14 protein-coding genes are annotated in these 24,089 nt (G+C 37.2%); 6 read left to right on the plus strand and 8 right to left on the minus strand.

Translation table 11 applies throughout. The features are described 5' to 3' along the window. Window positions 1–84: 84 nt before the first annotated feature. Both H0W64_10225 and H0W64_10230 read left to right on the plus strand, forming a co-directional pair. Entirely contained in the window at window positions 85–402 is a 318-nt protein-coding gene (locus H0W64_10225; GenBank protein MBA3662095.1) for a helix-turn-helix transcriptional regulator, read from the plus strand. Between the two features lie 59 nt (window positions 403–461). Beyond that, window positions 462–1,595, plus strand: a complete 1,134-nt coding sequence (locus H0W64_10230; GenBank protein ID MBA3662096.1) for a hypothetical protein — start codon at window positions 462–464, stop codon at window positions 1,593–1,595. 11 nt (window positions 1,596–1,606) lie between these two features. On the opposite strand, the gene H0W64_10235 is transcribed toward H0W64_10230, so the two are convergent. Continuing rightward, window positions 1,607–2,707, minus strand: coding sequence for a PQQ-binding-like beta-propeller repeat protein (locus tag H0W64_10235; GenBank protein ID MBA3662097.1), 1,101 nt, complete (start codon window positions 2,705–2,707; stop codon window positions 1,607–1,609). Window positions 2,708–3,145: 438 nt separating this feature from the next. Continuing rightward, entirely contained in the window at window positions 3,146–5,089 is a 1,944-nt protein-coding gene (asnB, locus tag H0W64_10240) for an asparagine synthase (glutamine-hydrolyzing) (GenBank protein MBA3662098.1), read from the minus strand. A gap of 285 nt (window positions 5,090–5,374) precedes the next feature. Here asnB and H0W64_10245 point away from each other — a divergent pair, with 285 nt between their 5' ends. Continuing rightward, window positions 5,375–6,373 carry a hypothetical protein gene (locus H0W64_10245; GenBank protein MBA3662099.1) on the plus strand — a complete coding sequence of 333 codons (999 nt, stop codon included), beginning with the start codon at window positions 5,375–5,377 and terminating at the stop codon, window positions 6,371–6,373. A 43-nt stretch (window positions 6,374–6,416) separates the two neighbouring features. Here H0W64_10245 and H0W64_10250 read toward each other — a convergent pair whose 3' ends face one another. After that, a complete protein-coding gene (locus H0W64_10250; GenBank protein MBA3662100.1) occupies window positions 6,417–7,442 on the minus strand; it encodes a succinylglutamate desuccinylase/aspartoacylase family protein in 1,026 nt (341 codons plus the stop codon). 549 nt (window positions 7,443–7,991) lie between these two features. On the opposite strand from H0W64_10250, the gene H0W64_10255 reads away from it, so the two are divergent. Further along, window positions 7,992–10,223: a bifunctional SulP family inorganic anion transporter/carbonic anhydrase gene (locus H0W64_10255; GenBank protein MBA3662101.1), complete on the plus strand. Its 2,232-nt coding sequence runs from the start codon at window positions 7,992–7,994 to the stop codon at window positions 10,221–10,223. An 18-nt stretch (window positions 10,224–10,241) separates the two neighbouring features. Here the strand turns inward: H0W64_10255 and H0W64_10260 are convergent, their stop codons facing one another. The 3 genes from H0W64_10260 to H0W64_10270 form a co-directional block, all read right to left on the minus strand. Beyond that, entirely contained in the window at window positions 10,242–13,061 is a 2,820-nt protein-coding gene (locus H0W64_10260) for a hypothetical protein (protein MBA3662102.1), read from the minus strand. Between the two features lie 340 nt (window positions 13,062–13,401). Further along, complete coding sequence (locus H0W64_10265) at window positions 13,402–15,774, minus strand: ATP-dependent DNA helicase (GenBank protein ID MBA3662103.1); 2,373 nt, start codon at window positions 15,772–15,774, stop codon at window positions 13,402–13,404. Between the two features lie 94 nt (window positions 15,775–15,868). After that, window positions 15,869–16,264, minus strand: a complete 396-nt coding sequence (locus tag H0W64_10270; protein ID MBA3662104.1) for a type II secretion system protein — start codon at window positions 16,262–16,264, stop codon at window positions 15,869–15,871. A 327-nt stretch (window positions 16,265–16,591) separates the two neighbouring features. On the opposite strand from H0W64_10270, the gene H0W64_10275 reads away from it, so the two are divergent. Both H0W64_10275 and H0W64_10280 read left to right on the plus strand, forming a co-directional pair. Then, complete coding sequence (locus H0W64_10275) at window positions 16,592–17,626, plus strand: hypothetical protein (GenBank protein MBA3662105.1); 1,035 nt, start codon at window positions 16,592–16,594, stop codon at window positions 17,624–17,626. Window positions 17,627–18,125: 499 nt separating this feature from the next. Continuing rightward, window positions 18,126–21,284, plus strand: a complete 3,159-nt coding sequence (locus H0W64_10280) for a Fic family protein (GenBank protein ID MBA3662106.1) — start codon at window positions 18,126–18,128, stop codon at window positions 21,282–21,284. 310 nt (window positions 21,285–21,594) lie between these two features. Here H0W64_10280 and H0W64_10285 read toward each other — a convergent pair whose 3' ends face one another. Both H0W64_10285 and H0W64_10290 read right to left on the minus strand, forming a co-directional pair. Further along, window positions 21,595–22,686, minus strand: a complete 1,092-nt coding sequence (locus H0W64_10285; GenBank protein MBA3662107.1) for a dual specificity protein phosphatase family protein — start codon at window positions 22,684–22,686, stop codon at window positions 21,595–21,597. A 109-nt stretch (window positions 22,687–22,795) separates the two neighbouring features. Continuing rightward, on the minus strand, window positions 22,796–23,827 hold the full coding sequence (locus tag H0W64_10290) for a hypothetical protein (GenBank protein MBA3662108.1): 1,032 nt from the start codon (window positions 23,825–23,827) through the stop codon (window positions 22,796–22,798). Window positions 23,828–24,089: the final 262 nt, after the last annotated feature.

The following is a 24,089-nucleotide window of genomic DNA, read 5'->3' on the forward strand; positions in this document are numbered from 1 at the left end:
TCAATGAGTATGATGGTGAATGAGTAATTTAGCTAGGCATAACTTGGGGCATAGTCGCCTGTGAAAACGAAACATAGTAGACGAATTAATCATTGTTCGTTCGGTTGCCCCATTGAAGCAGCGCTAGATGTTATTGGTAACAAATGGAAAGGAATCATTCTATATCATTTGTTAAGCGGCACTAAAAGATTTAATGAATTACGCCGGTTGATGCCAGGGATTACGCAAAGAGTATTAACCTTACAATTACGTGAACTTGAAACAGACTCAGTGATCAACCGCACTATTTACGCCGAAATCCCGCCCAAAGTTGAATATAATCTTTCCGAACGCGGACAAAGCTTAAAACCCATTTTAATCGCACTACGCGATTGGGGTGAGCAAATAATGATAAAAAAATAATATTGTAGGCTTATTATCACTTTGCTAATCTACTGAAAATAATAACAGGAACATTCTGCATGTCTATTGTATTTTTTGTAAGTAGTATGGGTGACACTGATTTAGCTAAATCAACTATTACTCAACTCATTAAGCAAAAAGTTGTAGATTCACTTTTCATTGTACCACTTACCCAAACTGCTTTAAAAAGAACCGAAGATTTAATCGAAAACAACGCTGTTACTCGTATTTCTATTGATGAAATAACTCAACAAAGTGAGACGTTGTCTCAAGATAAAATTGAAGCTAATGCCCTAAGAAAAATCATGGATTTTATTAATGAAAATAAAATTCAACATGCCTGTATTGGCGTACCATCTATTAATAATGAAATTCCTTTTCAAATTGCAAGTGAGTTAAACATCCCCTGCACGATTGCTTATGAATATATGTTTAAACCCGAAAAGCATGCATTTTGGAATTATGTTGATTCCTTAGCCTCAAAAGAGCGTTGCGATTTTGCTGCACCTTTACGTCCCGCACAAAATGACATTATGACGATTAATCCAGCTGCCAGAGTTAATCTTATTGGACATTTAAGTCTTGATAATTTACCCAATGACACGACGAACATTGATGCGATTAAAAAATCTTTATTGGTTCACGAAGAAGATGAATTAGTTTTTCTTTCAGGTACAACCCAACCAACCGAAATTGATAATCAATTTCTAGATGCAATTTTAAAAGAGTTAGCAACGGGCAAGCATCCGACTTTACAATTACGCATGGGTCTTCATCCTGGCATCAAAGATCCTGATGATTACTTAAAAAATTTACTCTCTACTTGTGAAAAATATCCACTTACAAATAAACAATTTAAAATTATTTTAACTGACCAAATGGAAACAAGATTAACGACTCCTCTTTCGGCCATGAATTTTATTTTACGCAATAATACTTCCGGGCCTAATGCCGCACAAGCTGCTGCAAAGATAACTCAAGCGGTGCCCGGGGCTTTATTAAACCAGGCAGCGTTGATGGGAAAACCTTGCTATTTTCACGAAACTTCTACCAAACCCTATTTGCCGGAACGCTGGTTTTCAAATAATATTTCTGCATTTTTTAAAGCGCAGCAACAATCGCCTCATTCCCGAGACGAACTTGGACTAAAAGATAGTGCACCAGCGGAGTTAGCAAAATTATTAACGCGATAACTGGGCTCGCTTTAACAACTGCCTTGTTTAAATCGTCCTAAAGTGGATCCATAAAAATAGAATTGATTTTTATCGTCTGCTATAAATCCAAGACTCCCGTTTTTATAGCAGCGCATTTGTTTATCGTGATTATTTTTCTGAACAACTTGTAAATATCCTGATAAATTTCGCTCTGTTATGATATGGATTAAAATATGATTATTTGAAAGGGTCATTTTTAGAGGTTGATGCGTCAATGAAGTTTGCCAAAGAATTTTCGAACTCGTCGCATCAAGTGCGTAGAGCTTATTTTGGGAAAGTGGATCCTCTGTTTTTTGAACCGTCACATAAAGAATATTTTGCGTATGATCTAAGGCGACATCCGTGAGATAAGGATAATTAACCATCCACATTATTTTGGTTGGCGCTTGCACATCATAAGCGTGTATTTTGGTTTTTTTTGCAGTTCCACTCACTAATATCAAATTTTTTCTACTGACCAGCATATTTTGTAAATCTTCTCCATAAGCACGGCGGGTGATGACCTGGCCATTTTCAGGTTGAAGAGAATAAATGGTATGTTTTGTTTGAAACCATAATTGATTATGGGTAACAATTAAATGCGTTGCAGCGTCAATGGCTTCATGGCGCTTAATCCATTTAAGCTCGCCAGAAAGATTAAAAGCTAAAACATCTCCGTTAGAAGTTGTGACCAAAAGAAGTTGATGAAAATGATCTATGATCATGCTATTTAAATGGGTAGCTAATTTTATTATGTCACCTAAATAAATACGTTTTAGCAATTGTCCTTGTAGATTAATGAGATTTAAATAGAGGAAGTGATGATCGATCGCATATAAAATATGATTAGATCCAACAACCAATTCCCCATCGAAATCGCCCGCTTGAAATTTCCACTCTATCTTCCCTTTTTCTGCATCGATAGCATACAAAGCGTTCCCGAACGGAGCAGTGGATAAGCCATAGAGATAATGCGAAGCATAATGAAGTTGATGAAGGGGATGAGTAATTTGCCAGTCAATGGGTGAATCTTCTTTAGGTTCACTGGAATCTGCAAAAGAGACATTTAAAACTATAAGAAAAAAACTTAACCCTTTTAAAAAAAAGTTCATCGATGCAGTTCCATGCCTCATAAAAAGTCAAATCATACCGTTTAAATATGCCTAATACTAGAAAAGGAATGGCTGCTTTGGTTGTAGACGATAATAAACTGTGTTAATTTTTTAGAGAACTTATCATGATCATAACGATAAAAGAGTAACAAACTTGGATTCTAATCTTTTTATTTATTCAATTTTTTTTAGTCTTGTCGGAATGGGCTTTTTTGCCTTCGGTAAAAAAAATAATTTATATTTTAAATTATCAGGATTGATCTTAATGATCTTTCCCTACTTTGCCGGTTCAGTGGCTTACTTATTGATTATCGGCCTGCTCTGCATGATCCTGCCTTTCATTTTAAATTGGCTCGCACCTTTATAGCGATTTCCTTTTACATCGCCTCTTTTAGGCACCGCTCAATCCATTTAAGGCGTGGGGATCGTCATCTACTTCTATTTCTTTCCATCCGTCCAAGTGGGTAAATCACACAAACCACCGCCGCAAAATAAATGGTGCCATAGTTGAGTTGTAATAACGTTAGTTAATGTCGCATCAAAAATGTGTTGGCGAGGCATCATACGCATTAAGCCTCGCTGAAGGAAGCGCTCTCGGTTAAATGCTTCAAGATCAAAATAACCTGTTTGGTTCATAGATTCTTTACTGAGGAGTTGATCGATCCAGGCTGGGTGGTTTGAACCTAAAAAAGTTCGCGATAGATTTGCCCGAAACATTGCTTTCGGGCGATTCGCAACGTGTTGAGGCAAAAGTTGCCCCGCCACTTGGCGCAAGATCCATTTATCTTTTAAACCCCGTAACTTGTACTCAGGCGCGATCGATGCGCAAAACTCAATAACATCTTCGTCGAGAAAAGGATAGCGCGTTTCAACGGATGAATGCATGGTGATGCGATCACCTTTCGACATCATGAGTAAACCCGGTAACATGACTTTGTATCCGACATAAATGGATTGGTTAAGCGGATGCCACTGTTGGAATCGTTCATTGTGTAGATCGAGATCGGTAAAGGGATTGTGATCTGTAAGGTTCGATTTCATTTGATCGCTATAAATCATATGCGCTGCGTTACCCATCATTTCGTAGATATACCGTTGCGCAGGTCGACTATCTTGCATAGCTGCGCCTTCAAATATTGATTTTCCTCTGGTAGTGCCTCTATTGATCGAACGTTGCAATAGCCAAGGCAATAATTGAGACAACTTCGGATTAATCCAAGAACTTATTTTTTGAGTTTTAAACCAAAAATAACCTGCTAAGGCTTCATCAGCACCTTCTCCGGTTAAAACTACTTTATAACCTTGTTTATGCACTTCGGCCGCGAGTAATAGCAAAGCAGCACACGAAGTATCGAGCACGGGACCTTCAGCTGCGGTAATTAATTCGGGAAAAACATTCGCGATTTGCATCGCGTCTATGGTTAACGTGGTCAAAGGTGATCCCAACAAGGTTGCAACTTGCGCTGAATGAGCTTGCTCATTGGGGCCCGCGCCATGCATCATTCCTATTGTAAAAGAAGGGATAGCTTGGCTGCGCTCACGGGAAGCGAGGCTTAAAATAACTGAAGAATCAAGACCCCCACTAATATAACTCACTACAGGAACATCACTACGCAATCGACGTTGCACTGCACGACTTAGTTTTTGTTCCAGCTCTTCGATCAAGGGTTTCGGATTAGCTAAAGATCGTTCTTCACCCGCATCAGGAAAATCTAAATCCCAATATTTGCATAATGTTTTGCGTTGATTGGTAACCCGAATAAAATGCCCCGGCGGTAACAAATGAATACCTTTAAAGAAGGTGCGCCGAGTTGGTGAGCATAGAAAATGAAATAAATAATCTATACCTTTAATATCAGGCTGTGCTTTAACAAGTCCCGAAGCCAAGAGCGCTTTAATTTCCGATGCCCATAAAAGCCAACCATCTTGTTCGGTGTAATAGAGCGGGCAAATCCCTACACGGTCTCGTCCTAACAATAATTTTCTGTTATCACGATCCCAAATAGCGACTGCGAATTGTCCCTTACTATGCTCAAACAGCGTTTCGCCATACTCTTCATAAAAATGTGTCCAGAGTTCGGTATCGCAATGCGTTTTTATTTGATGACCCCGCGCTATCAACGTTTTGCGTTGTTCCGGATAATCAAATAATTCACCGTTAAACGTTGCCCACAGATTACCGGTTACATTAGAAATGGGTTGTGAACCATGAAGTAAATCAATAATCGCAAGCCGCCGCGCGGCGAGAGCAAGACCGGGTTCGATATGAATTTGTTCGTCATCAGGACCACGATGAGCAAGCGCATGTATCATAGTTAACAATTGCGGGGTTGGAAATTCTCGCATCCCTGTCAAATCTAATGCACCCACAATCCCACACATTAGCTTCTCCTTTGCACTTGTGGATTTTATATCCAAATCACCTCAAAAAGAGGTCGCAAAGATCGTGACTAACTGCCCTATCATAACATTTAACAAAGTTGCTACGCTGGCTCGGCAGCCGAATAGGGGTTCATTGGGCATATGTATTTCCATATTTGCCTAAATAATAGGCAAAAAAGCCTTAAATAAGATTATATAAAAATCAATATCGGACATTTGTGGATAAAAAAGACAAATCTATTTAGTATCCATTAAATAAAATCAATGAAGAAACCCAAGGAATCTATGGCAACCTTATTAAGCGAAGCATTCAAAGGTTTAGTTTTGGAAGGTAAAAATGAAAACTTTGAAAACACATTATTAGCGATGCTCCACAACAAACATCGTGATGCACTTTTTGCATCTTATGCGAATCAACATGATCTTGCACCAAGTGAAACCGAGCTATTAAAAAATGTAATGAATGAAATTGATTTAGCCTCTATCACGATGCTTCTGACTAAAGCGACACCTAATCAAGCTTTACATTATTTTTTAAACATACAGATAACTCATCCCATTTATGATCTAGTCTTATGTGAAAAATATGAAGATGCACTTTGGAAATGGCAACCAACTTGTCTTGATCTCATTCAAAAAAATAATTTACTGCAATTAAAAAATATTTTACTTAATCATTTAGGCTTAATTGTTAATGAAGCACGGGTTATTAAGATTAATCATGCATGTCTTGCTTATCGAGATCACTTACTTAAAGAAATTTATAAAGTATTACCTAATGAAATACCGATCAAGAAAATATTATTAAAAAAGCCCCTGGATGCAACTGTGTGGCAAAAGTTATATGCACTTTGTCAAGCATCCGACACCTTAGCAGTCACCCATAAAAATCCTATGTTAGGAGACTTTAAAGATCACCTTGAACAGTTACAGACATTACGAATGAAAGATTCTATTTTAGATATCACTTTAAAAAAATTTGAAGTGATGTGTCAATTAACGCAGCAAGTTAGTTTAGTTGATAATGCTAAATTAGATCCCTTATTAAAAGCAAAACACTATAAAGAAAAATTAACTCAGTTTTCTCATATTTATTTTAAGAAAAAAGTCTTTCTTGAACAAAACCGAGATACTGCAACCCAAAGTTTTTTAAAATCGATTGCGACGGTTTTAAGCTTAAGTCTCGCTGCCATTTTTGGAATATGGCGTACTGAGGGCCAAAAATTTACAAAAGAAGTTAATATGCATTTGCCTGCAAATCGTTTTCGGCAATCAAAAACTTAGGGGGGGGATTGATCATCATTATTTTACCAACCCCGCCTTTTACTTATCCATTCGCAACCGTTTGCTCTTGATGCCATTGTTCTAAATGATCTGCAACTTGATGGACTTCAGGAAACACTGCAATTTGAAACAAACCATCACCTTCATGCGCTAAAGGCGTATTACTTTGACCGACGATGATCCCTTCTTTTGGGCTACATAAAGTAACATTATCAGCAGTACCAAAAGGATCTTTAATCGTACATAAAAGATCGCCTTTTTTGACCGGTTGACCTAGTTTTTGTTTAGTGTGATTGGTTCCACTTGATGAAGCGGAAACCCACATTAAATTATCAGCTAAAACGCTTTGCGTTACTTTAACGGACTTCGTTATTTTTTCCGGTAACATACCTGTTTTACGCATAATGTTTAATATGCCTTCAACACCAACCTTGATCGCTCGTTGATCGAAACGCATGGCTTCTCCACCTAGATAGGTTAAGAAAGGTTTTGCTTTTTCATTTGATAATTCTTCTAATGAACCTGAATCGAATTCCGATTTAACCATCACGGGTGCGTTAAAAGCTTGGGCTAATTCCATTGTCTTTTCATCGTTCGAGTGAAACTGGACCATCGGTAAGTTTGTGCAATTAACCGGACCCGTTTGTAAATTGATACAGACATCAGCTTTATTAAATATTTCTGTGACAAAAATATTTGCCAGCCGTTCTACATTCGTACCATGTTCATTGCCCGGAAAATGACTGTTAAGATTAATACCACCGGGTAAGAAACGTGAACGATTAATTAAACCATGAACATTTAAAACTGGAATCGCGATCAGGGTGCCCTTTAACTTCGCAATGGCAGGTAAGCTCAACAAACGATGAATAATTTCTGTTCCATTTATTTCATTGCCGTACATTGCTGCAATGATCAAAATACAAGGCCCACTTACTTTGCCGTGTAATAATTTAATTGGCATGTATAAAGGCGCACAACTAAACAATTGAGGAAGAGGCAAAGCTAAAGAAAGCATTTCCCCAGGATGAATTGTTTCATTACAAAATTTTAATGTTGTATTTTTCATAGCCTACCGGATTTTAGAAAATTGACAGCTATTATACTGGAGTTTGGGCAAGAGACCAATTGTAGGAAAATACCCCATTAAATCAATGTGATGAAAACTAACTTAATTTCTGCAACTGCTAAAAATGCACAAGTGACACCTACTCTTAATTTTTTTGCACAGGATTTTTGCGAAATATTTTCGCAAACTTGCTGTCATGCTTTACATCAGAATACTTGCAATTATTAATCTCATTTGGATTTATTCTTTCTTAAAAGAAAAGTGGGATTAAAAAAATGAGTTAAATTTTTTAAAAAAAATATATTAACGGAATTAAAGCAAGGGTTTCTACATAGATGATGTCCAGATTATCGCAGTTTTAGCTGCGCAAGGAGGGATGTGGAAATCATTCAAAACTTCGCCTCGTGAGTAGAAAACAAGAAGTCCTCTGACCCCACTTCATTTACTTAACTTGCGGAAGAAATCTTACTACTGCTTGAAGAATTCATTTAAAAATTGATACTGTATAGGGAACAAGGGACGTTATATCTGCTAAAGGAATCTCCAATAATGTTTTCAAGAGAAAATTTCCATTTTAATTTAGGTATTCCACAACTTTTCTCGGAATGGAAAGCAATATTTTCCACCAAATACCTTTTGCAAGATGTTATGGCTGGAACAACGGTTGCGTTTATTGCTATCCCGCTTTCATTGGCCATTGCGCTTGCATCGGGCGTTTCCCCGGGAACTGGCTTAATTACAGCAATCATTGCAGGAATCGTCTGCGCTTTTTTTGGAGGCACACCTCTTGCCGTTAGTGGTCCTGCTGCGGCTATGTCCATTATTATCGCTGATATTGTTGAAAGATTTGGTGTGCAATCGCTTATTATGATTTGTTTAATAGCAGGTCTTTTACAATTATTAAGCGGGATATGCGGGTTAGGAAAATTTGGACGTTACGTACCTTTACCCATTATCGCAGGTTTCACCGCAGGTATTGGTGTCATTATTTTAATAGGTCAATTGCCAAGAGCATTTGGTTTAGCTCCACCGGAAGAATCGCACATTTTTGATGTGTTCACCCATTTAGGAACTTACCTCCACGAAATTAATGGTACCTGTATTTTTTTAGTCGCAATCACCATCGGATGTATTCGCGGTTTACCTAAAGTTTTACCTAAAGTCCCTCCCATACTTCCAGCTGTTGCCCTTGCAAGTTTGGTTGTGTGGATGTTTAACTTGGCAGAAGTACCTTTAATCGGTGATATTCCGCGACGCTTGCCTGCACCCACACTTCCTCACTTACCTGCAACACTCAGTCTAAAAGAATTAGCAATGAACGCTTTTGTCATTTATTTATTAGCTTCACTTGAAACCCTCTTATCTTCAAGTGCAGTAGATAAACTCTCAAACGGTAAAAAACATAATGCCAACCAAGAATTAATGGGACAAGGATTAGGAAATATTGCTGTATCCTTATTTGGCGGCATCCCAATTACTGGCGTGATTGCTCGGTCAGCCACCAATGTTCGAGCAGGTGCAAAAACGCGTCGGGCTAGTATTGTGCACTCCTTGATTATTTTATTATCTGTTATGTTTGCAGCCCCCCTCATTGGTCTCATTCCGATTGCAGCTTTAGCAGGCGTCCTTTTTGTCGTCGCGGCATCGATGATTAATTACCATGAATTTTATAAACTATGGATAACGTCTCGATCCGAAGCTTCGATTTATCTTATTACCTTTTTAACAATTATTTTCGTCGATTTATTAGCTGGCGTTCAGGCCGGCATTTTGGCCGCTTGCTTAATTGTTTTATTGCGTGCAACTAGAACTCATCTCCACATTACCACTAATTCCGAAGATGGCATTATTAGAATTTCATGCGTAGGAGCATTAACTTTTTTATCTACCGGTGTAATGAATGATTTGCAAAAAAAATTAGAAAATATACAGCCTGGGCAAATGATTTTATTGGATTTATCAACGATAAGAAATTTAGATAGTTCAGGTGCATCCGCTGTCATTGATTTATTTGATTACTGCAGAAGCAAAGCAACTAACTTTTATATTAAAGGATTACCGCGCCGGTTTGAATCCATCTTTAGAATTGCAGGCGGCGCGGAATTGCTAGACCACTGTTATTTAACATCAGAACAAGACTTACGCCAAAAGGATGCCGCCAGTGCCCCCAAATCATCGCACGGTCGGTTAGTTTATGGGGTTTATCGTTTTTATGCGGAAAGAGAACATAACGACAAACGGTTATTTGATTCTATTTCTCAAAAACAAAATCCACATACTTTATTTATTACTTGTTCAGATAGCCGGGTTATCCCATCCATGATTACATCGTCGGATCCAGGTGAACTATTTATTATTCGCAACATTGGTAATTTCATTCCTCCTTATCACGCCGCTTCGCAATATAGTGAAGCTGCAGCTTTAGACTTTGCTCTTACCCATTTCAATATTAATGATATCGTTATTTGTGGCCACGGCAATTGCGGTGCAATAAACGCTTGCATGGCTGGAGAGGTAACAGGATCAGCATCATTAAAAAACTGGATTGCGCTCATTAAATCACAATTAAATTTTGACGAAAATAAAACGCTTAAAGAGATAATAAGAAGTAATGCTATCAATCAGGTTGAAAATTTAAAACAATATCCGATTGTAAAAGAAAAGCTTCTTCATCAAACCTTAACCATTCATGTTTGGTTCTACGACTTTGATGAAAGTATTATTTATGAATGGACTAAAAATAAAATGGATTTTAAATCTCTCATACCTGAAATGACCTAACTTACAGTATTGTATGTATTAAGTCGGTTTTAAGTTCGAGCAAATACATTGCATGCCAATATCTTCTGCATGATATAAACGGCAGAGTTTGTCTAGCTTATGAGTCCGCCAATCACCCCAGAAAGATTGATTGAAACATTGACCTAGCGGCATAATTTGCGGTGAACTGAGGAGCAATAAATCATTAGTTAATTGATTTATCGTTTGGTTTGTCTGGGCAAAATCGTCATCACCCGAGGGATTGTTAACTATCGGTGCAAGTGGATTGTTGGGTGAGTTCGAAACACTATTATCTGGATCATCATTATTAATCCCAGTTCCCTCGCCTATAACTCCTGTCCCTACGCCGTTATCTGCAACAGATATAATTCCCGGTGTCGAGCTATCTGAGGAAGCGTCACTGGGTATAGCATTCCTCGATTCAGGATTATTAATCCCAGCTCCCTCACCTATAACTCCTGTGCCTACGCCGTTATCTGCAACAGATATAATTCCCGGTGTCGAGCTATCTGAGGAAGCGTCACTGGGTATAGCATTCCTCGATTCAGGATTATTAATCCCAGTTCCCTCGCCTATAACTCCTGTCCCTACGCCGTTATTTGAAATCGACGTGACAGACTCCCTTCCATTTGAATGGAGCGGCTCAGTCGAAGCATTTCCGCTGGTTGTCATTGCAGTGTTCATATTATTTATACCAGTACCGGTTCCAATCACACCGGTCCCCACACCATTATTCCTCACTGATAGAAGGGGGCCACCTTGATTAGGTTCATCACTCGTGTTATTTACACCTTGCATAGGCTGATTATTAATACCTGTGCCCTCGCCTAAAATACCCGTACCAACACCATTATTCTCAATCGCAACAACACCACTTCGCTGGGCATTATCATTACCCATGGTATTTTGATTGTTGATACCTGTTCCACTACCACCAGCACCGAACCCAAAGCCATTATTTTCAATGGCAATTACACTGTCGCGATCATTATTATAAGTTTCGCTATCGCCTCGTGTATTGTTAATACCCGTTCCGGTGCCTAACACACCTAAGCCGACACCGTTATTAGCAATGGAAATTAAACTTCTTTGAGATGTTGTATTTGAATTCCCATTGTCTTGCTGAAGGTTTCTATTATTAATGCCAGTCGCATCACCCAATACACTGGTTCCCACACCGTTATTAGCCATGACGACAAATGCTGGGTTATCCCTGTATTCATCATGAGAATTATTAATCCCAATCGCCGAACCAATGACGCCGATACCTAGACCATTATTTTCTATGGAAATTAAGCCGCTCTCACTTTGTTGCGCAGCATTGTTAATGCCGGTTGCAGTGCCTAAAATACCAAGACCTGTGCCATTCCCTTGAACAGAAATTAAATTCATTTGATTCAGCGTGGAATTTGAACTGGGAGATGTAGGCGGATTTGCACTATTGTCGATACCGGTCCCCTCGCCCACCAAACCAACCCCTAAACCATTCATGCCCAGAATCACAAACTGGTCAGCATAGACCGATGGAGAAGGATTATTGATACCTTTTGCATCTCCGAAAATCCCCAAACCTACACCATTTTGATGACTTGCAATGATCTTATTAATTTTTTGGTCTATATCATGATTTACAAGCTTAAATACAGTAGGTTGATTGGGTGAATGATTAAGTCCTGCATCCACTCCCGCTGTTTCGATGCGGCCTCCCCCTAAAACGGAGGGCACGATGATGAAACTATCGGGCCTTGACTGGGGAGAGGATAAGGCTTCGCTAAGTGTAGTTGTGCTACGTTTGATTTCTGCTGTTTCTGTTATTAATAGAGATCTGACTTCTGTACCCAAATTTTGGGTATTTTGCTCAAGACTAGATGGATTCGAAATAACCTGATTTCCTACATGGTTGATCCCTGTGCCTTTGCCTAGAATGCCCATACCCACGCCATTCTCATTCACCGTGGCTAAGTGCTGATAGGGTTCATTGACTGTATCATTGTGTACTGTAGGATTATTGATTCCTGTCCCTTCTCCAATAACGCCTGCGCCCACACCATTTCTTACAATCGTAATCAATCCATTGGACGTTGCATTATTGCGAGGATTATTAATGCCGGTGCCTTTACCGATGACCCCAACCCCCACGCCATTACCTTGTACAGCAAGAACTTGACGAGATTTCATAGCAACACGTTTAATGCGAACAATTTTTTCTCTTTGCGTACTTGCCGATAAAATCAATTCACCATTTTTAATTAAAATACTTTTCGGCTCTGGAATACCATTTGTATTAATCACTTTATCTAATACACGAGAGGCTTGCGTTGGTTTGAGTTGACTTCGGACAGCGCCATTCTGCAGATTATTTCGCGCATTTTTATCAATGATATCCTCAGAAACCCCAAATGCAATTAAAGGATCATTACCAAAGCTTAATGTTACAATTTCTTTTTCATCAATAACTTTAACTTTCTCTACCTTCACTGAAAAAATCGGCTGAGGTGGCAAAGGGTTGGGAAGGTTCCCCCCAACTACTGTATTTTGTACGCTAAGGAAATTAGTTACACTGCCTTGGTAAGGTGTCATGGGGATAATTGAGCTTGAATTACCTAAATTGGAAATAGTATTGATAACTCCTGTAACAGTCGTACTGGATATAGTGACACCCGATCCATTAACTTGTGCTTGAGGTGCATTGGGTATGGTTACTTGAACCACCTGACTCATGGGTAAGGGAAGATTGTTAATCAGTGGAAGCGCAACGCTTGAGTTTCCTGAATACATCAAAAACAGCATCAGAAAAAAGCGGGAAAAACATTTATATTTATCGCGCGACTTAGTCACGTAAGCAACTCCATATCTGCTTCCATTCCATATCTTCTAGCTTACACTTCCATATATAACGAAAAATTATGTTTATAATTTCAGTAAATTGGATAACGAAGAGAATGGTTATTTTGGTTTCACCTAACACAAAAAATTTTCTTTTTTTCATCGTATTAGTAAATCAAAATAAATTGCTTACTTTAAAGTATTGTTTTTTTTAGTAAAAAGGATTGCCATGCGAATTCAAATATTTCTAGCTTCATTATTGTTTATAAAAGCTTTGAAACGCTTGTAGGCTACGTAACTTTAAATATCTGGAAATATAGTAGAGAATCGAAGGTGCTAGCCAAGGTGAACCCTAGCTGCACCAGAACTGTGTTATTTCATTTAAGATGCCTTGCGAAATCATTTCCTGGGGTGAGTTTTTAAACCAATCTTTCGGCATGCATTGAGAATAAGAAGATTGGAGGAATCGGTCATCCATTAAGATGATAATACCTTTATCAGTCTCAGAGCGAATAACTCGACCTGCAGCTTGAATAGCCTTTGCCATAGCGGGATAAATATAGGCATATTCTTCACCTTTCAAATATTGGCGTTGATAATATTCCTTCATTTTTTCTCGCTCCCAATCAAAATGGGGAAGCGGCGTGCCAATAACAAAAGCGCCGATGGCAAGGGATCCGGGGTAGTCAATCCCTTCTGAAAATACACCACCTTGCACTGCAAAAATTAAATGAGCACTATCTTTTTCACTCAACTGATTTAAAACATGCTGAACTTGATCTTGACGCATTCCACGAGTTTGACTTATTACTTTCATACCCAAGGGCGGCTGAAATTGTTCTAACACTTTTTCTAAAAACTGAAAGCTTGGGAAAAAAGCAAAATAATTTCCCTGTTTTAAAGCCGTTATTTTAATTAACACTTCGACGATACGCGGATAGTTGCGTATCCGATCCACATATTTTGAGGAAATTTGAGGAATAATAATTAATTTTCTTTTTTCCTTAGGAAAGGGCGAAAAAAATTCTTCCGTTATTAATTTCTTAGATTGTAGACCCGTAAGTTGACTGTAAAAATCAAATGGTTTTAAGGTAGCTGAAAAGCCCACGACTTGGGCAAAATTTTCATAACTTCCTTTTAACATTGCGGATGCATCACAACAAGTTATCTTTACCGTAAGAAGGTGTGGATAGTAAGCAATAAAAAATTCCTTTTTTCCTTCAGTCACCCATTCTAAAGCCGCAGTAAAGTCTGACCAATCATTAAAAAGTGTTAACACAGGATCATTAGGACCGAGCACGACATCTGATTCTAAATAGCGTGTCAGAAATTCTCGAAGTAAAGCTTCTTGATCTTTAAAAAGTGTTATTGCAGGAATGATTATATGTGGCATTTTAATGTTTGTTAGGCCACATTCTTTAATGATAGAGATACCTTTTTGTAAAAGACTTTGGAAATTGTCACGCAAATTAACCGGGATTGTTTCAAGCCCACTTCCTAATTTTTCTAAAAAAAGCGCTGATAAAAAGGGCGAATAATAATCCATAGCGCGGGTAGGTAGATTATGCAGTTCATCAATAATCACACTTGGTTTTTCTGTTTCCCCTATTCCTAACTTTAATACCCGGTTACCCGTCGCACTCGGAGAGAAAACATAATTGTAATCACAAATGACGGTTTCAACGAACGAAATAGCATCCATTTGCAATTCATACGGACACACTTGATACTGTTCAGCCATCTTTTTAAATGAATAAGCAGTTAATTTTTTTTCTTTCTTTAATTTACCTAATAAATGATGTTCAGCCACTTTGGTATAGTGATTTTCTGCAAATTCACAATATTGCGCATTGCATAAGGGTTCTTGCTTCATGCAAATTTTTCTTTTGGCTGTTAAGACTAACGATTTAACCGCGGAACCACTTGCTTGAATCGTTTTAACCGCATCTAAAGCGACAAGGTGTTGGCTATTCTTCGGAGTAAGGTAGACGACCTTTTGTCCACGCTGTAACGATTCTTTCAGTGCCGGGAAGAGAATGCCCATGGTTTTCCCTAATCCTGTTGGCGCTTGAATTAACAAGGGCAAACTTTTTTTCATACCTTCATTCACGCGTTCAATCAATTCTTTTTGTCCAGGACGAGGGGAATGAAAAGGAAATGAAAGCGATGTTGATAATGCTTTTCGCCGCTTTACATTTTTTTCAGCACTTTTTATTTCTTTTACTAATTCTTTTAGACGGCGTGACAACCATTGTTCATATTGCTTAATGTCGAGTGTGACAATATGGTCAATACTTTTTTTATTTCGGGACGAGACTAAATGAAGATTTAAAGCAGGAATCATTTTAGTTTTTAACCAAAAAATATAGCCATACGTTTTGAGTTGTAAACAATAAGGATGATCTTCATTTTTGGTTACATAATCTAATAATTTATTAAGATCAAAAGCAGTTTTAATTTCTTCAATTTTTATTTTTTTTTCTTGAAAAATCCCGTCTATCCGGCCACTAACGTCAAAAATATATTGACCACTCGTAAATTTCTGTTGTATCCAGACTTCCGCTTCATAAGTGGAATACTCTTTTGCGCGTAACTGTTGAATTTCCTGATGGGTTTGCAAACCAAATGCTTGGCCTGGACCAAAGCCTGAATAAACGTCGATACTGCCCTGACGCGGCGTAGGCAGCGCGAAATCGGCTACCGCAAGCGTAATTTTCTTTTTCATTGGGGTCGTAATGCGTTAGTTTGAAGAAGTTAAGCATCATAGTTGATTTTGCACTAATTAGCTTAACTTAAACAAACAAAAACCTGCCCGATTTCTAAGCAATGCCTGTTGCTGTAAATGACGCTGTGGTTGATCCCGGGCCGGTTAGCGTGCAAATTACATTCGCATCAACGGCAACACCCAAGGAACCGATGGTATAACCGCTAGGTAAGCCACTTTGCAGCGCGTTAGCTACATTTTGACAATTGGTTACCGGGACTCCAATAGTATTACTAATTTTTCTTGCGGCATAATTGCTGCCATTTGCAGCAGAAAGGGCTCCTGCTACGGCGATTGTCGCTGCACTTTGTGCATTGCTGCTGAGGCTAATAAACTTAGGGATAGCAACGGCGGCTAGAATACCAATAATGGCGATAACAATGACAAGTTCAATCAATGTGAAGCCGTGATGCTTAAGCCGTTGGGGAAAACTGTAAGAGAGATTGGTCATCATGTCCATCAAACCTAATTTAGTCCTTAATAATTTTCCATTATATCCATAAGCTGATCATAAATCATACTTTCAAATTTCGTTCATTCGGTATCAGCTTCTGTCTAAGCTGATCCGCTTCCATACCATAACACTTTGTTTATTAGGATATTTGCGGATTTGTCTTCCTCGTGGTCACTAAAGCTTAATCGTCTCACACCTCACAAGTTGAGCCTTGTTAGGCCATAACGTTTCTGTGAGATTAAATTCAATATAAATGATGCTTCACTTTTTGAAGCATTTATTGTTAAATCGTTCAAATTATAAAATTAAAATGAGTGGTAATAGATGTATAAAATATTAATTTTGATATTGACGATTTTTTCTTCAAACCTTTTCGCTCAAGAAGGTTTGAAATATCAAAATGAGTGTGTAATACACATTCTTGATTATGTGAAGGAAAATTCTCTATCTTTTCCCTCGACTTGCCAAATTCAAGATAGCGATGTTGACGAAATTGTTAATTTTTTAAAACAACAGACCGACATTATCAAACTAAGTATCGCGTCTGGCGGTCTTACCGATCGATCAGCCCAATCTATCGCTCAATTATCCCATCTCAAAACGCTTGAGCTCGACTTTGAGCACATAAGTGATGTTGGTGCAAAAGCATTAGCAATGAATGAATCAATCACTCAACTTTCTTTGGTCGATAATCAAATCACTGATCAAGGAGCATCTTATTTGAGTCAAATGACAAATTTAACCAAATTAAACTTAGAAGGTAACGCAATAAAAACCAATGGCGCCCTTGCACTCGCTCAAAATAAAAATATTTCTCATCTCGATTTATCGCACAACTGGATTGATGATCAAGGTGCGATTGCACTAGCAGGAAAAGAAAATTTACGTCACTTACGTTTATATAATTCTGGTTTAACTGATCGTGGAATCAGTTCATTTGCTGAAAGTAAGAATCTTTCCATGTTAGATGTTGGCAAGAATAATTTTACATTTATAGGCGTGCATGCCTTGCACAGAAATCACACGCTTAAAGATTTGACTATTAGCGGGTGCAAAATTGATAATTTAGCAGCCGAAGCACTAGCCGCTCATTCATCGCTGCAGAAATTAGAAATTAGCCACAATAATATCAGCGATCAAGGTGCGATTGCGTTAGCAAAAAATAAAAATATTAAGTTACTTCATCTTACTTGCAATAAAATTAGTGATGGCGGTGCAGAAGCATTAGCAAAAAATAAGACGCTTGAACGTTTAATTTTAAGTTGTAATCAAATTAATGCACGTGGTATTAAAGCTTTGCAAAAAAATTCAACTTTAAAACTTCTGGTTATTGAACCTTATAGATGTATTTGTACATAAACTTAAGCAAAGTGAAGATGGTTTAAGATAAACTAAGATAGAGCAAAATTATTTATCCGTAAATAAAACTATAAAATGGATTAACTATTCTTCGAATGTAAATATTCATTGCTTTATCTTGCTGAAGTGAAATTTTTCTCAGTCTTCATCTTATATTTGACCCAATTTGCCTCTCTACTGTATGCAGGATTAAATCCTCATGCGAGTCTTTGACTTTTTTAATATTCTCTCGTTTTTATATTTTTGAATTAAACTAAGCTTAACAAGCACCGGGCTTATTAATAAGATTATCAGAATGGCGTAAATACTCATTATTTCAAGCCTGTATCATTATATAAAATATATAAAATCATTTTGTCATTATTTAACGATGAGTAACAAGGTTTAAGCGCAGCTTAAACCACGTTAAAAGTCAGGGAGATTTAAAAGGGAAACGCCATCCAATTCATTTATATGGATTATAATAAATGTAACTGTTTTTATATTAAAAGGATTCTCTTTGTTATCGAATCAACACCATCAATATGATGTAAATCAAGTGCTTGCAAGTTTACCTAATGATTCTTATTGGAAGTTAATCATGGACGCCAGTTATTGGTCTGCCAATGATCCTCTCTTTTTTGATAAGCAGCTTTCGCCTGGTTATTTGCAAAATGCCTCTAGAGCCCTGTATTACAACTTACTGACCATCAACGAGCCATTAACATTAGATTTAATCGTGGGATTGCACAAATCCGCCTACCATAATAAGTTGATTCTGCTATCTCTCGATAATAAAGCAACTTCTGGTATTGGTCTTGAGGCAACGACTGTGGAAGGTTTAGAAGAACTTATCCAACGCATAAAAGATAATCGTTTACCTTTTCAAATCGTGGGTCAAAAGAAAATCATTGATAGTCAGGATCCCGATGACATAACTTTCGAAGATCTTCCCTTTCGAATTGATCCAAGTAAAACAGCTTACGAATCTGCATTAGAAATTTATGATCAATTAAAAAAAACTCAATGGCATCATTGGGAGTTAAAACGTGAATCAACCCTGGCTGAAGTAAATGCAGAAATTAATCGCCTTATAGACATTTACCATCAAAAACAAGCTTTCACCAACTCTGGTGATGAACGTACACTGTTACAAATTATCGCTGAGTTTATTCGTAATATCCATCAGTATCACCCCTTTGGAGATGGGAATGGTCGTACCTTTATATTTCTTATTTTAAATAAATTACTGATTACGAATGGTTTATCACCAACATGCATTGAAAAACCCGGAAAATTTTCTGCACACTCAGTGGCTCAACTTGTTGACGAAATTTTAGAAGGCCAGAAGTTATTTAAAAGTTTACTCAGTGAAAAAGACCAGAAAGCCCAACCACTCCTAGCATGGTTACAACAAAAGATTGGAGAAACTAATGAGGATCATGTGTTTAATTTATTTGATAGTAAGCAAATTAGACTTGGCTATTTTTATTTAGGAGATGGTAAAAGATTATTAGATTCTCTAGGTATCAATGAATTTCATACCTATGTCACCACTAAGTTGGTCGAAATTCATGAGAGAGATACGATTCACTATTTCTTTGAACGAGAGTTTATTTCGCCCCATTTAATGGCTGAAATATTTAAACAAGCAGTCAGGGTTGCTAATGCGGCACTGACTGATTACATTATTAATTTTGATTATAAAAGTGACACAAATCAAACATCACCTCAGATAAGCGCTACTTTAAATAAAGCTTTACTCGATCTTATTATGGATCCAGAGTTCCTGGGCCACCTGTACGAAAATTTTGATTTAGAAAATATAAAAAAATGGGAAAGTAAATTAGGACCTTTAGATCCTTTTGATTTATTAACAAGTGCATCAAGAAATATTCAAAGTAATTCTCCGATATCTTACCTAAATATACATTTTCTTATTATTAATAAAAAAGCGGATGTCTTAATACATTTATTGAACCAACTCTCCGATCAGGATTTTCTGAAACTTGCTCAATTAAATATATTTTCTAATAATAGAGGGCAATTGCGCGTTATTCAAGAATTGTTGATGTTGGCAGACGATAAAACGCGTGACTATTGTTTTGATCGAGTAAAAAACTTACCTGAAAATGAATTTAATGATGTAATAAATGCATTCCAATTTAAGTGGCAATTCATTCCAAATGAATTCGCACCACCCATGGACCAGAATCATTTGAATCAAATTGTTTATCAACTTAAGCTATTTCATACCCATGGATTGTCAAAAGATAAAATGTCTTTGTCGAATTCACCAAGCGTTTTTAAAGATGAAATTCACCGAATTTTTTCGAATCCCTTATATCCCACTGCTGTGGTTGACGATTTCTCAAGAATGGCAATGGCTTTGACGCCCGCTGTCATGAATGATGCCTTTAAAAAATTGGAAAAAGAAATTGAACAAAGACTAAAAGACAAAAATAAACTAGCTGGTCGTAACCTTGTAAAAAACAATGGCCAACAGGCTAGCCATTGTCATATCTTAACTGAGATTATGAAAGAATGGTGTCAACAGAATGGCTTTAATCAAGAACAACAAATCGATTGTATTGATAGAGACAATCTACGCAGAGTGAACATTCAGACATCCGACGCTGTTCCTGTTCTTTTTGATTTCCCCGAAGAAAATGTTTTTCGAAGCTTTATTCTTGCCTTTGGTTATTTACCAAAAGATATTGGTTCTGGCGTTGCACATGGCGAATTTACCCATTTTTTACAAATTTATGCCGTAGTCGAGGCCAATAAGAAAAACCCTTTCTTATTACACACGCCACAAGAGTTAATTAAATTATCTGGTATTGTAATCGGGCAAACGACGCGACAGGATAATAATAATGTGTCGCAAGTCCTTGCTTGGGATTTAATTTTTAACAGAAATCCTGGCACGGGAAGTTTCAATGACCCTTATTATTTAAATTCAGAACTTTCAGGTAATAGAGAAGAAGTAGAGAGCTACCGAAATATAAACGATGTACTTAATAAAAATGAATTTCCATTACTAAGTGAATTAGTTCGTGGTCGAAGTCAGAAACGTGATCCAGGCTATTTAGATAACCCCAGCCAATTTTTCTACAGTAATTCAAATCAACAAACAATAAATAAATATAAAAGGAAACAGGATGGATTAATTATTGATGGTTCTATCAGCTTACCTGTAGATAATTGTTTAGCGACCGACGTAATCTTTGATGATGCATCAGCTGTCTTAAAGCTTTATAAAAATTATTTCCTCGGACAAACTGGTTTAAGTCAAGCTGCACATCCGTCGCCTGATCCGATAGAGAATATGTCTCAGCTTCTTAATCGTAATCATTATAGTAATGAGAAAAACTATTATAAACTCGCTAGTTGTTTGGATAATATTAATCAATTATTCAATAATGTCTTGAAGAATAGTGCGCATGATCAACAGTTTTTTAGCCCGGTTAGTTTACTGCCCGTGGTAGACGCTCTCGTCTTAGCGAATGCGGATGTATCTTTACAACCTTTGATGGGTACGATCACTTTTCAAATGATTGAACAAATTGAACGTTATATAGAATTCATTCATAACACACAAAATGATGATACCAACGAAATAGATTCGCAATATGATCCAGACTCAGATAATGAAGATAATCAATCTTATCGGTATTAAAATCGGGTTAAAAACATAAAACCATTCTTTAAGGATAATTTAAGCTCTATCTGCAAGAAAGGGCAATCTCTAAGTTAATGGTTTAATAATAATGATTATGAAACACCGGCATCACAAAAGCCTTTGCGTTCTAAAAAACCAATCAACAGTATAGTGCAATTTCTGCAGCGCTTGCGACCCCCATCTTCAAATCCGCTGATATCTTAAACAAAGACTGTCTGAACAAACTGCTCCAGATATACTGCGCTTTCTTCACGCGACCATACAAGTACTGTAGGATCGCCTCTGAGAAAGGCGATGCCTTTAAATTTTAAAACTGCATTGTATTCCCATCCACCTTTTCTGAAGACATTTGTTCACCGATCATTTGACTCATTAAAAAATTTTGATCACAACCCAATTGTTCAGCAAAATGCTCGGCAAGTTCACGCTTCAATTCCGTGAGGATTTTTAAAAGCTTTTTAGTTTTCAAATTAAGATCATGATAAAAAATGGAGGGTTTTACAAGGCTATGCACCACTGATTGTTGGCGCATAAAATTAATCACCCATTCCGCATTTTCAGCCGTAACAATTTCTTTAATAAATTTTTTTATGATCTCCTCCCGCATTGATTTCGCATATTCACAACCATAAATCATTAGCGATTTAATGGATATTAATTGAGATATTTTTTCTTTTGCATCAGGTGTTGCAACGTAACCATCGAGTCGATCCAATAGTGCTTGTGTAGCTATAACGGGTGTTTCCGCTTCATCAAGCGATGGGGTTGATAGAATATAGGTAACAATTTCCTTAATTTTATTTAAATGTTCTTCTCTAAAATGGACCTGACCGCGTTTGGCCCGAATGAATTGATAAGTCTCATCAATCGCTGCGTCTGTGGTGAGTTCCTTATTCCGCATTTTAGTAATGAGGAGATAAATTGCCATGAGTGTTGAACTTCGCCCTTCTCCTGACTTGCAATGAATGTAAACGTCTAAATTTTGGTCCGTATATTGCTTGATCATACCAATCACCTGTTTAACTTCTGGTGGGGGTAATTCTGCACCAAAATCCGGGGTCGCTAATAAATAGTGTTCAACCCCGAGTGCTTTCCATTGCGCTGGCGTCTGCATAGAGGAAGCTTCAGGAAAAGTTTTGTAAGTAAACTCTGAAGGTTCAACTACACTGACCACTAAACTTAAATTCGGTATTTTATTTGTGAGCTTCTCTGCAAGTTTCACGGTGGGGATTTGCCCTAGATAAATATGCGGTGCTACTTCATCCCAAACATGAAACCCCCGCCACATCACTTGCATTTTAGCTAAAACCAAGTAATAGCCAAATTTAAGCTTTTTTTTCAGAGTTAATTGTTGTTGGCAAAAAAGTGTTAGGGAAGCAGGAGAATAATGACTAAACATAAGACCTTTCGCAATAAAGCTTTAAGCATAAAAATATCTGTTATTGGGGAAGTAGAGTAGCTTATAAAAAGAAACAAAAAAAGACTGTTTACATAGCCAAAACAAAAATTTATTTGCGAGTCGGCGAATGAGCTGATGATGATTGATCTAATTTTTTGGTAATCTCTTGTTCGCCAGGCTTGTTGTCAGGAGCGATGGCATCTTCGTACTTTGCTAATAGAACATTTATTTGAGTTTTAAATGGCAAATTATTTTTAAAATCTAATTTATGCTTTTCCTGCAGGAGATCCCAAATTTTCTTAAGTTTATCATTATCGAATAGACTCTTGTCCATCTTAATATTTTCTATATCTTTTATAATAAGAGATTCTGAGCTAGGAGAAGATGAATTATTTTTAAAACGCTCAAGAAAAGATTTTTTTTGCTCTCGCTGTTGAGGGATGGTCAGGCTCAATCTATTTATAATGTCCTCCATCGCTTCACGTGCTTTAATTTTTTTTAATGCAGCTTTTGATTCAAAGCTTGAACCTGGAGTTCCATTGGTCCTTATTTCTACACTAATGGAATTGACCCAATTTTGAAGTCTATAAGCTAATTTAGCGATAAGAATGATGGCATAAGTTGAATCTTTATAATTTCGTTCAAATTCTTCAAGAAAATCCGAGGTATCATTCACATAATTCTGTAGAGCAGTAAACAATATAGGATTATCTAAATCTTGATTTGAATAAGCGCCTTCAAGCTGCTCCATGAGCTGCTTCCCTCTTGTTTCCCTGTCCAGTATTTCTCTCCCAAAGTGGATCAATAATTCTAGCTTTTGAAGGTTAGGTAATTTCTCTTTTAAAGAAGGATCGCTCGCGGAAAGCATTTTTAAATTTTTCTGCACTTTGCGAATGATAGCTTCCCCATCTAGTAAAAACTTATGAAGCCTCTCTTCATCTACTGGTCCTGAATTGATACCTACTGGCCCTGTGATGCTTTCCAGTTCACTATCTATTTCCATTGCACCTGCTGCATTTATTTGGGATGGGTAATGAATGACCGCCTCAATTTGAATTTTTGCACTTTGTTCATACGAATATAATTCGGTAAGCAGAGGATTTTTATTGTTATTGTTGTTGGAGTCATTGCGATTGTCCATTGCCGTCCTCACTTGTCTTTTTCTTAAGTATACAAGGTAAACAGCGTTTCAATATTAATACAAATAAGTCACTTGCATGTTAATCAATTGATTTAATTATGTTTTTTATAAATTTTTAAATTAATGTCACTTAAATTAAGATGTTAATGGTAAAAGATTCAAAGGTTACTTAGCTTGGAAAAAAATGATATATACTACGTGATCTTTTCGGCATGATAAAATTCCCCTTCCTGTCTTAACGAGTGAAGCCTTGCGTGGTAAC

The organism is Gammaproteobacteria bacterium (assembly GCA_013816845.1).
GTDB lineage: Bacteria > Pseudomonadota > Gammaproteobacteria > DSM-16500 > DSM-16500 > Aquicella.

What these genes read in the sequence shown, in the direction of transcription:
- H0W64_10235 (MBA3662097.1), bottom strand. Translation starts at nt 2,707, where the DNA reads ATGAACTTTTTTTTAAAAGGGTTAAGTTTTTTTCTTATAGTTTTAAAT.
- H0W64_10265 (MBA3662103.1), bottom strand. Translation starts at nt 15,774, where the DNA reads ATGAAAAAGAAAATTACGCTTGCGGTAGCCGATTTCGCGCTGCCTACG.
- asnB (MBA3662098.1), bottom strand. Translation starts at nt 5,089, where the DNA reads ATGTGTGGGATTGTGGGTGCATTAGATTTGACAGGGATGCGAGAATTT.
- H0W64_10270 (MBA3662104.1), bottom strand. Translation starts at nt 16,264, where the DNA reads ATGACCAATCTCTCTTACAGTTTTCCCCAACGGCTTAAGCATCACGGC.
- H0W64_10230 (MBA3662096.1), top strand. Translation starts at nt 462, where the DNA reads ATGTCTATTGTATTTTTTGTAAGTAGTATGGGTGACACTGATTTAGCT.
- H0W64_10285 (MBA3662107.1), bottom strand. Translation starts at nt 22,686, where the DNA reads ATGTTTAGTCATTATTCTCCTGCTTCCCTAACACTTTTTTGCCAACAA.
- H0W64_10250 (MBA3662100.1), bottom strand. Translation starts at nt 7,442, where the DNA reads ATGAAAAATACAACATTAAAATTTTGTAATGAAACAATTCATCCTGGG.
- H0W64_10245 (MBA3662099.1), top strand. Translation starts at nt 5,375, where the DNA reads ATGGCAACCTTATTAAGCGAAGCATTCAAAGGTTTAGTTTTGGAAGGT.
- H0W64_10275 (MBA3662105.1), top strand. Translation starts at nt 16,592, where the DNA reads ATGTATAAAATATTAATTTTGATATTGACGATTTTTTCTTCAAACCTT.
- H0W64_10290 (MBA3662108.1), bottom strand. Translation starts at nt 23,827, where the DNA reads ATGGACAATCGCAATGACTCCAACAACAATAACAATAAAAATCCTCTG.
- H0W64_10255 (MBA3662101.1), top strand. Translation starts at nt 7,992, where the DNA reads ATGTTTTCAAGAGAAAATTTCCATTTTAATTTAGGTATTCCACAACTT.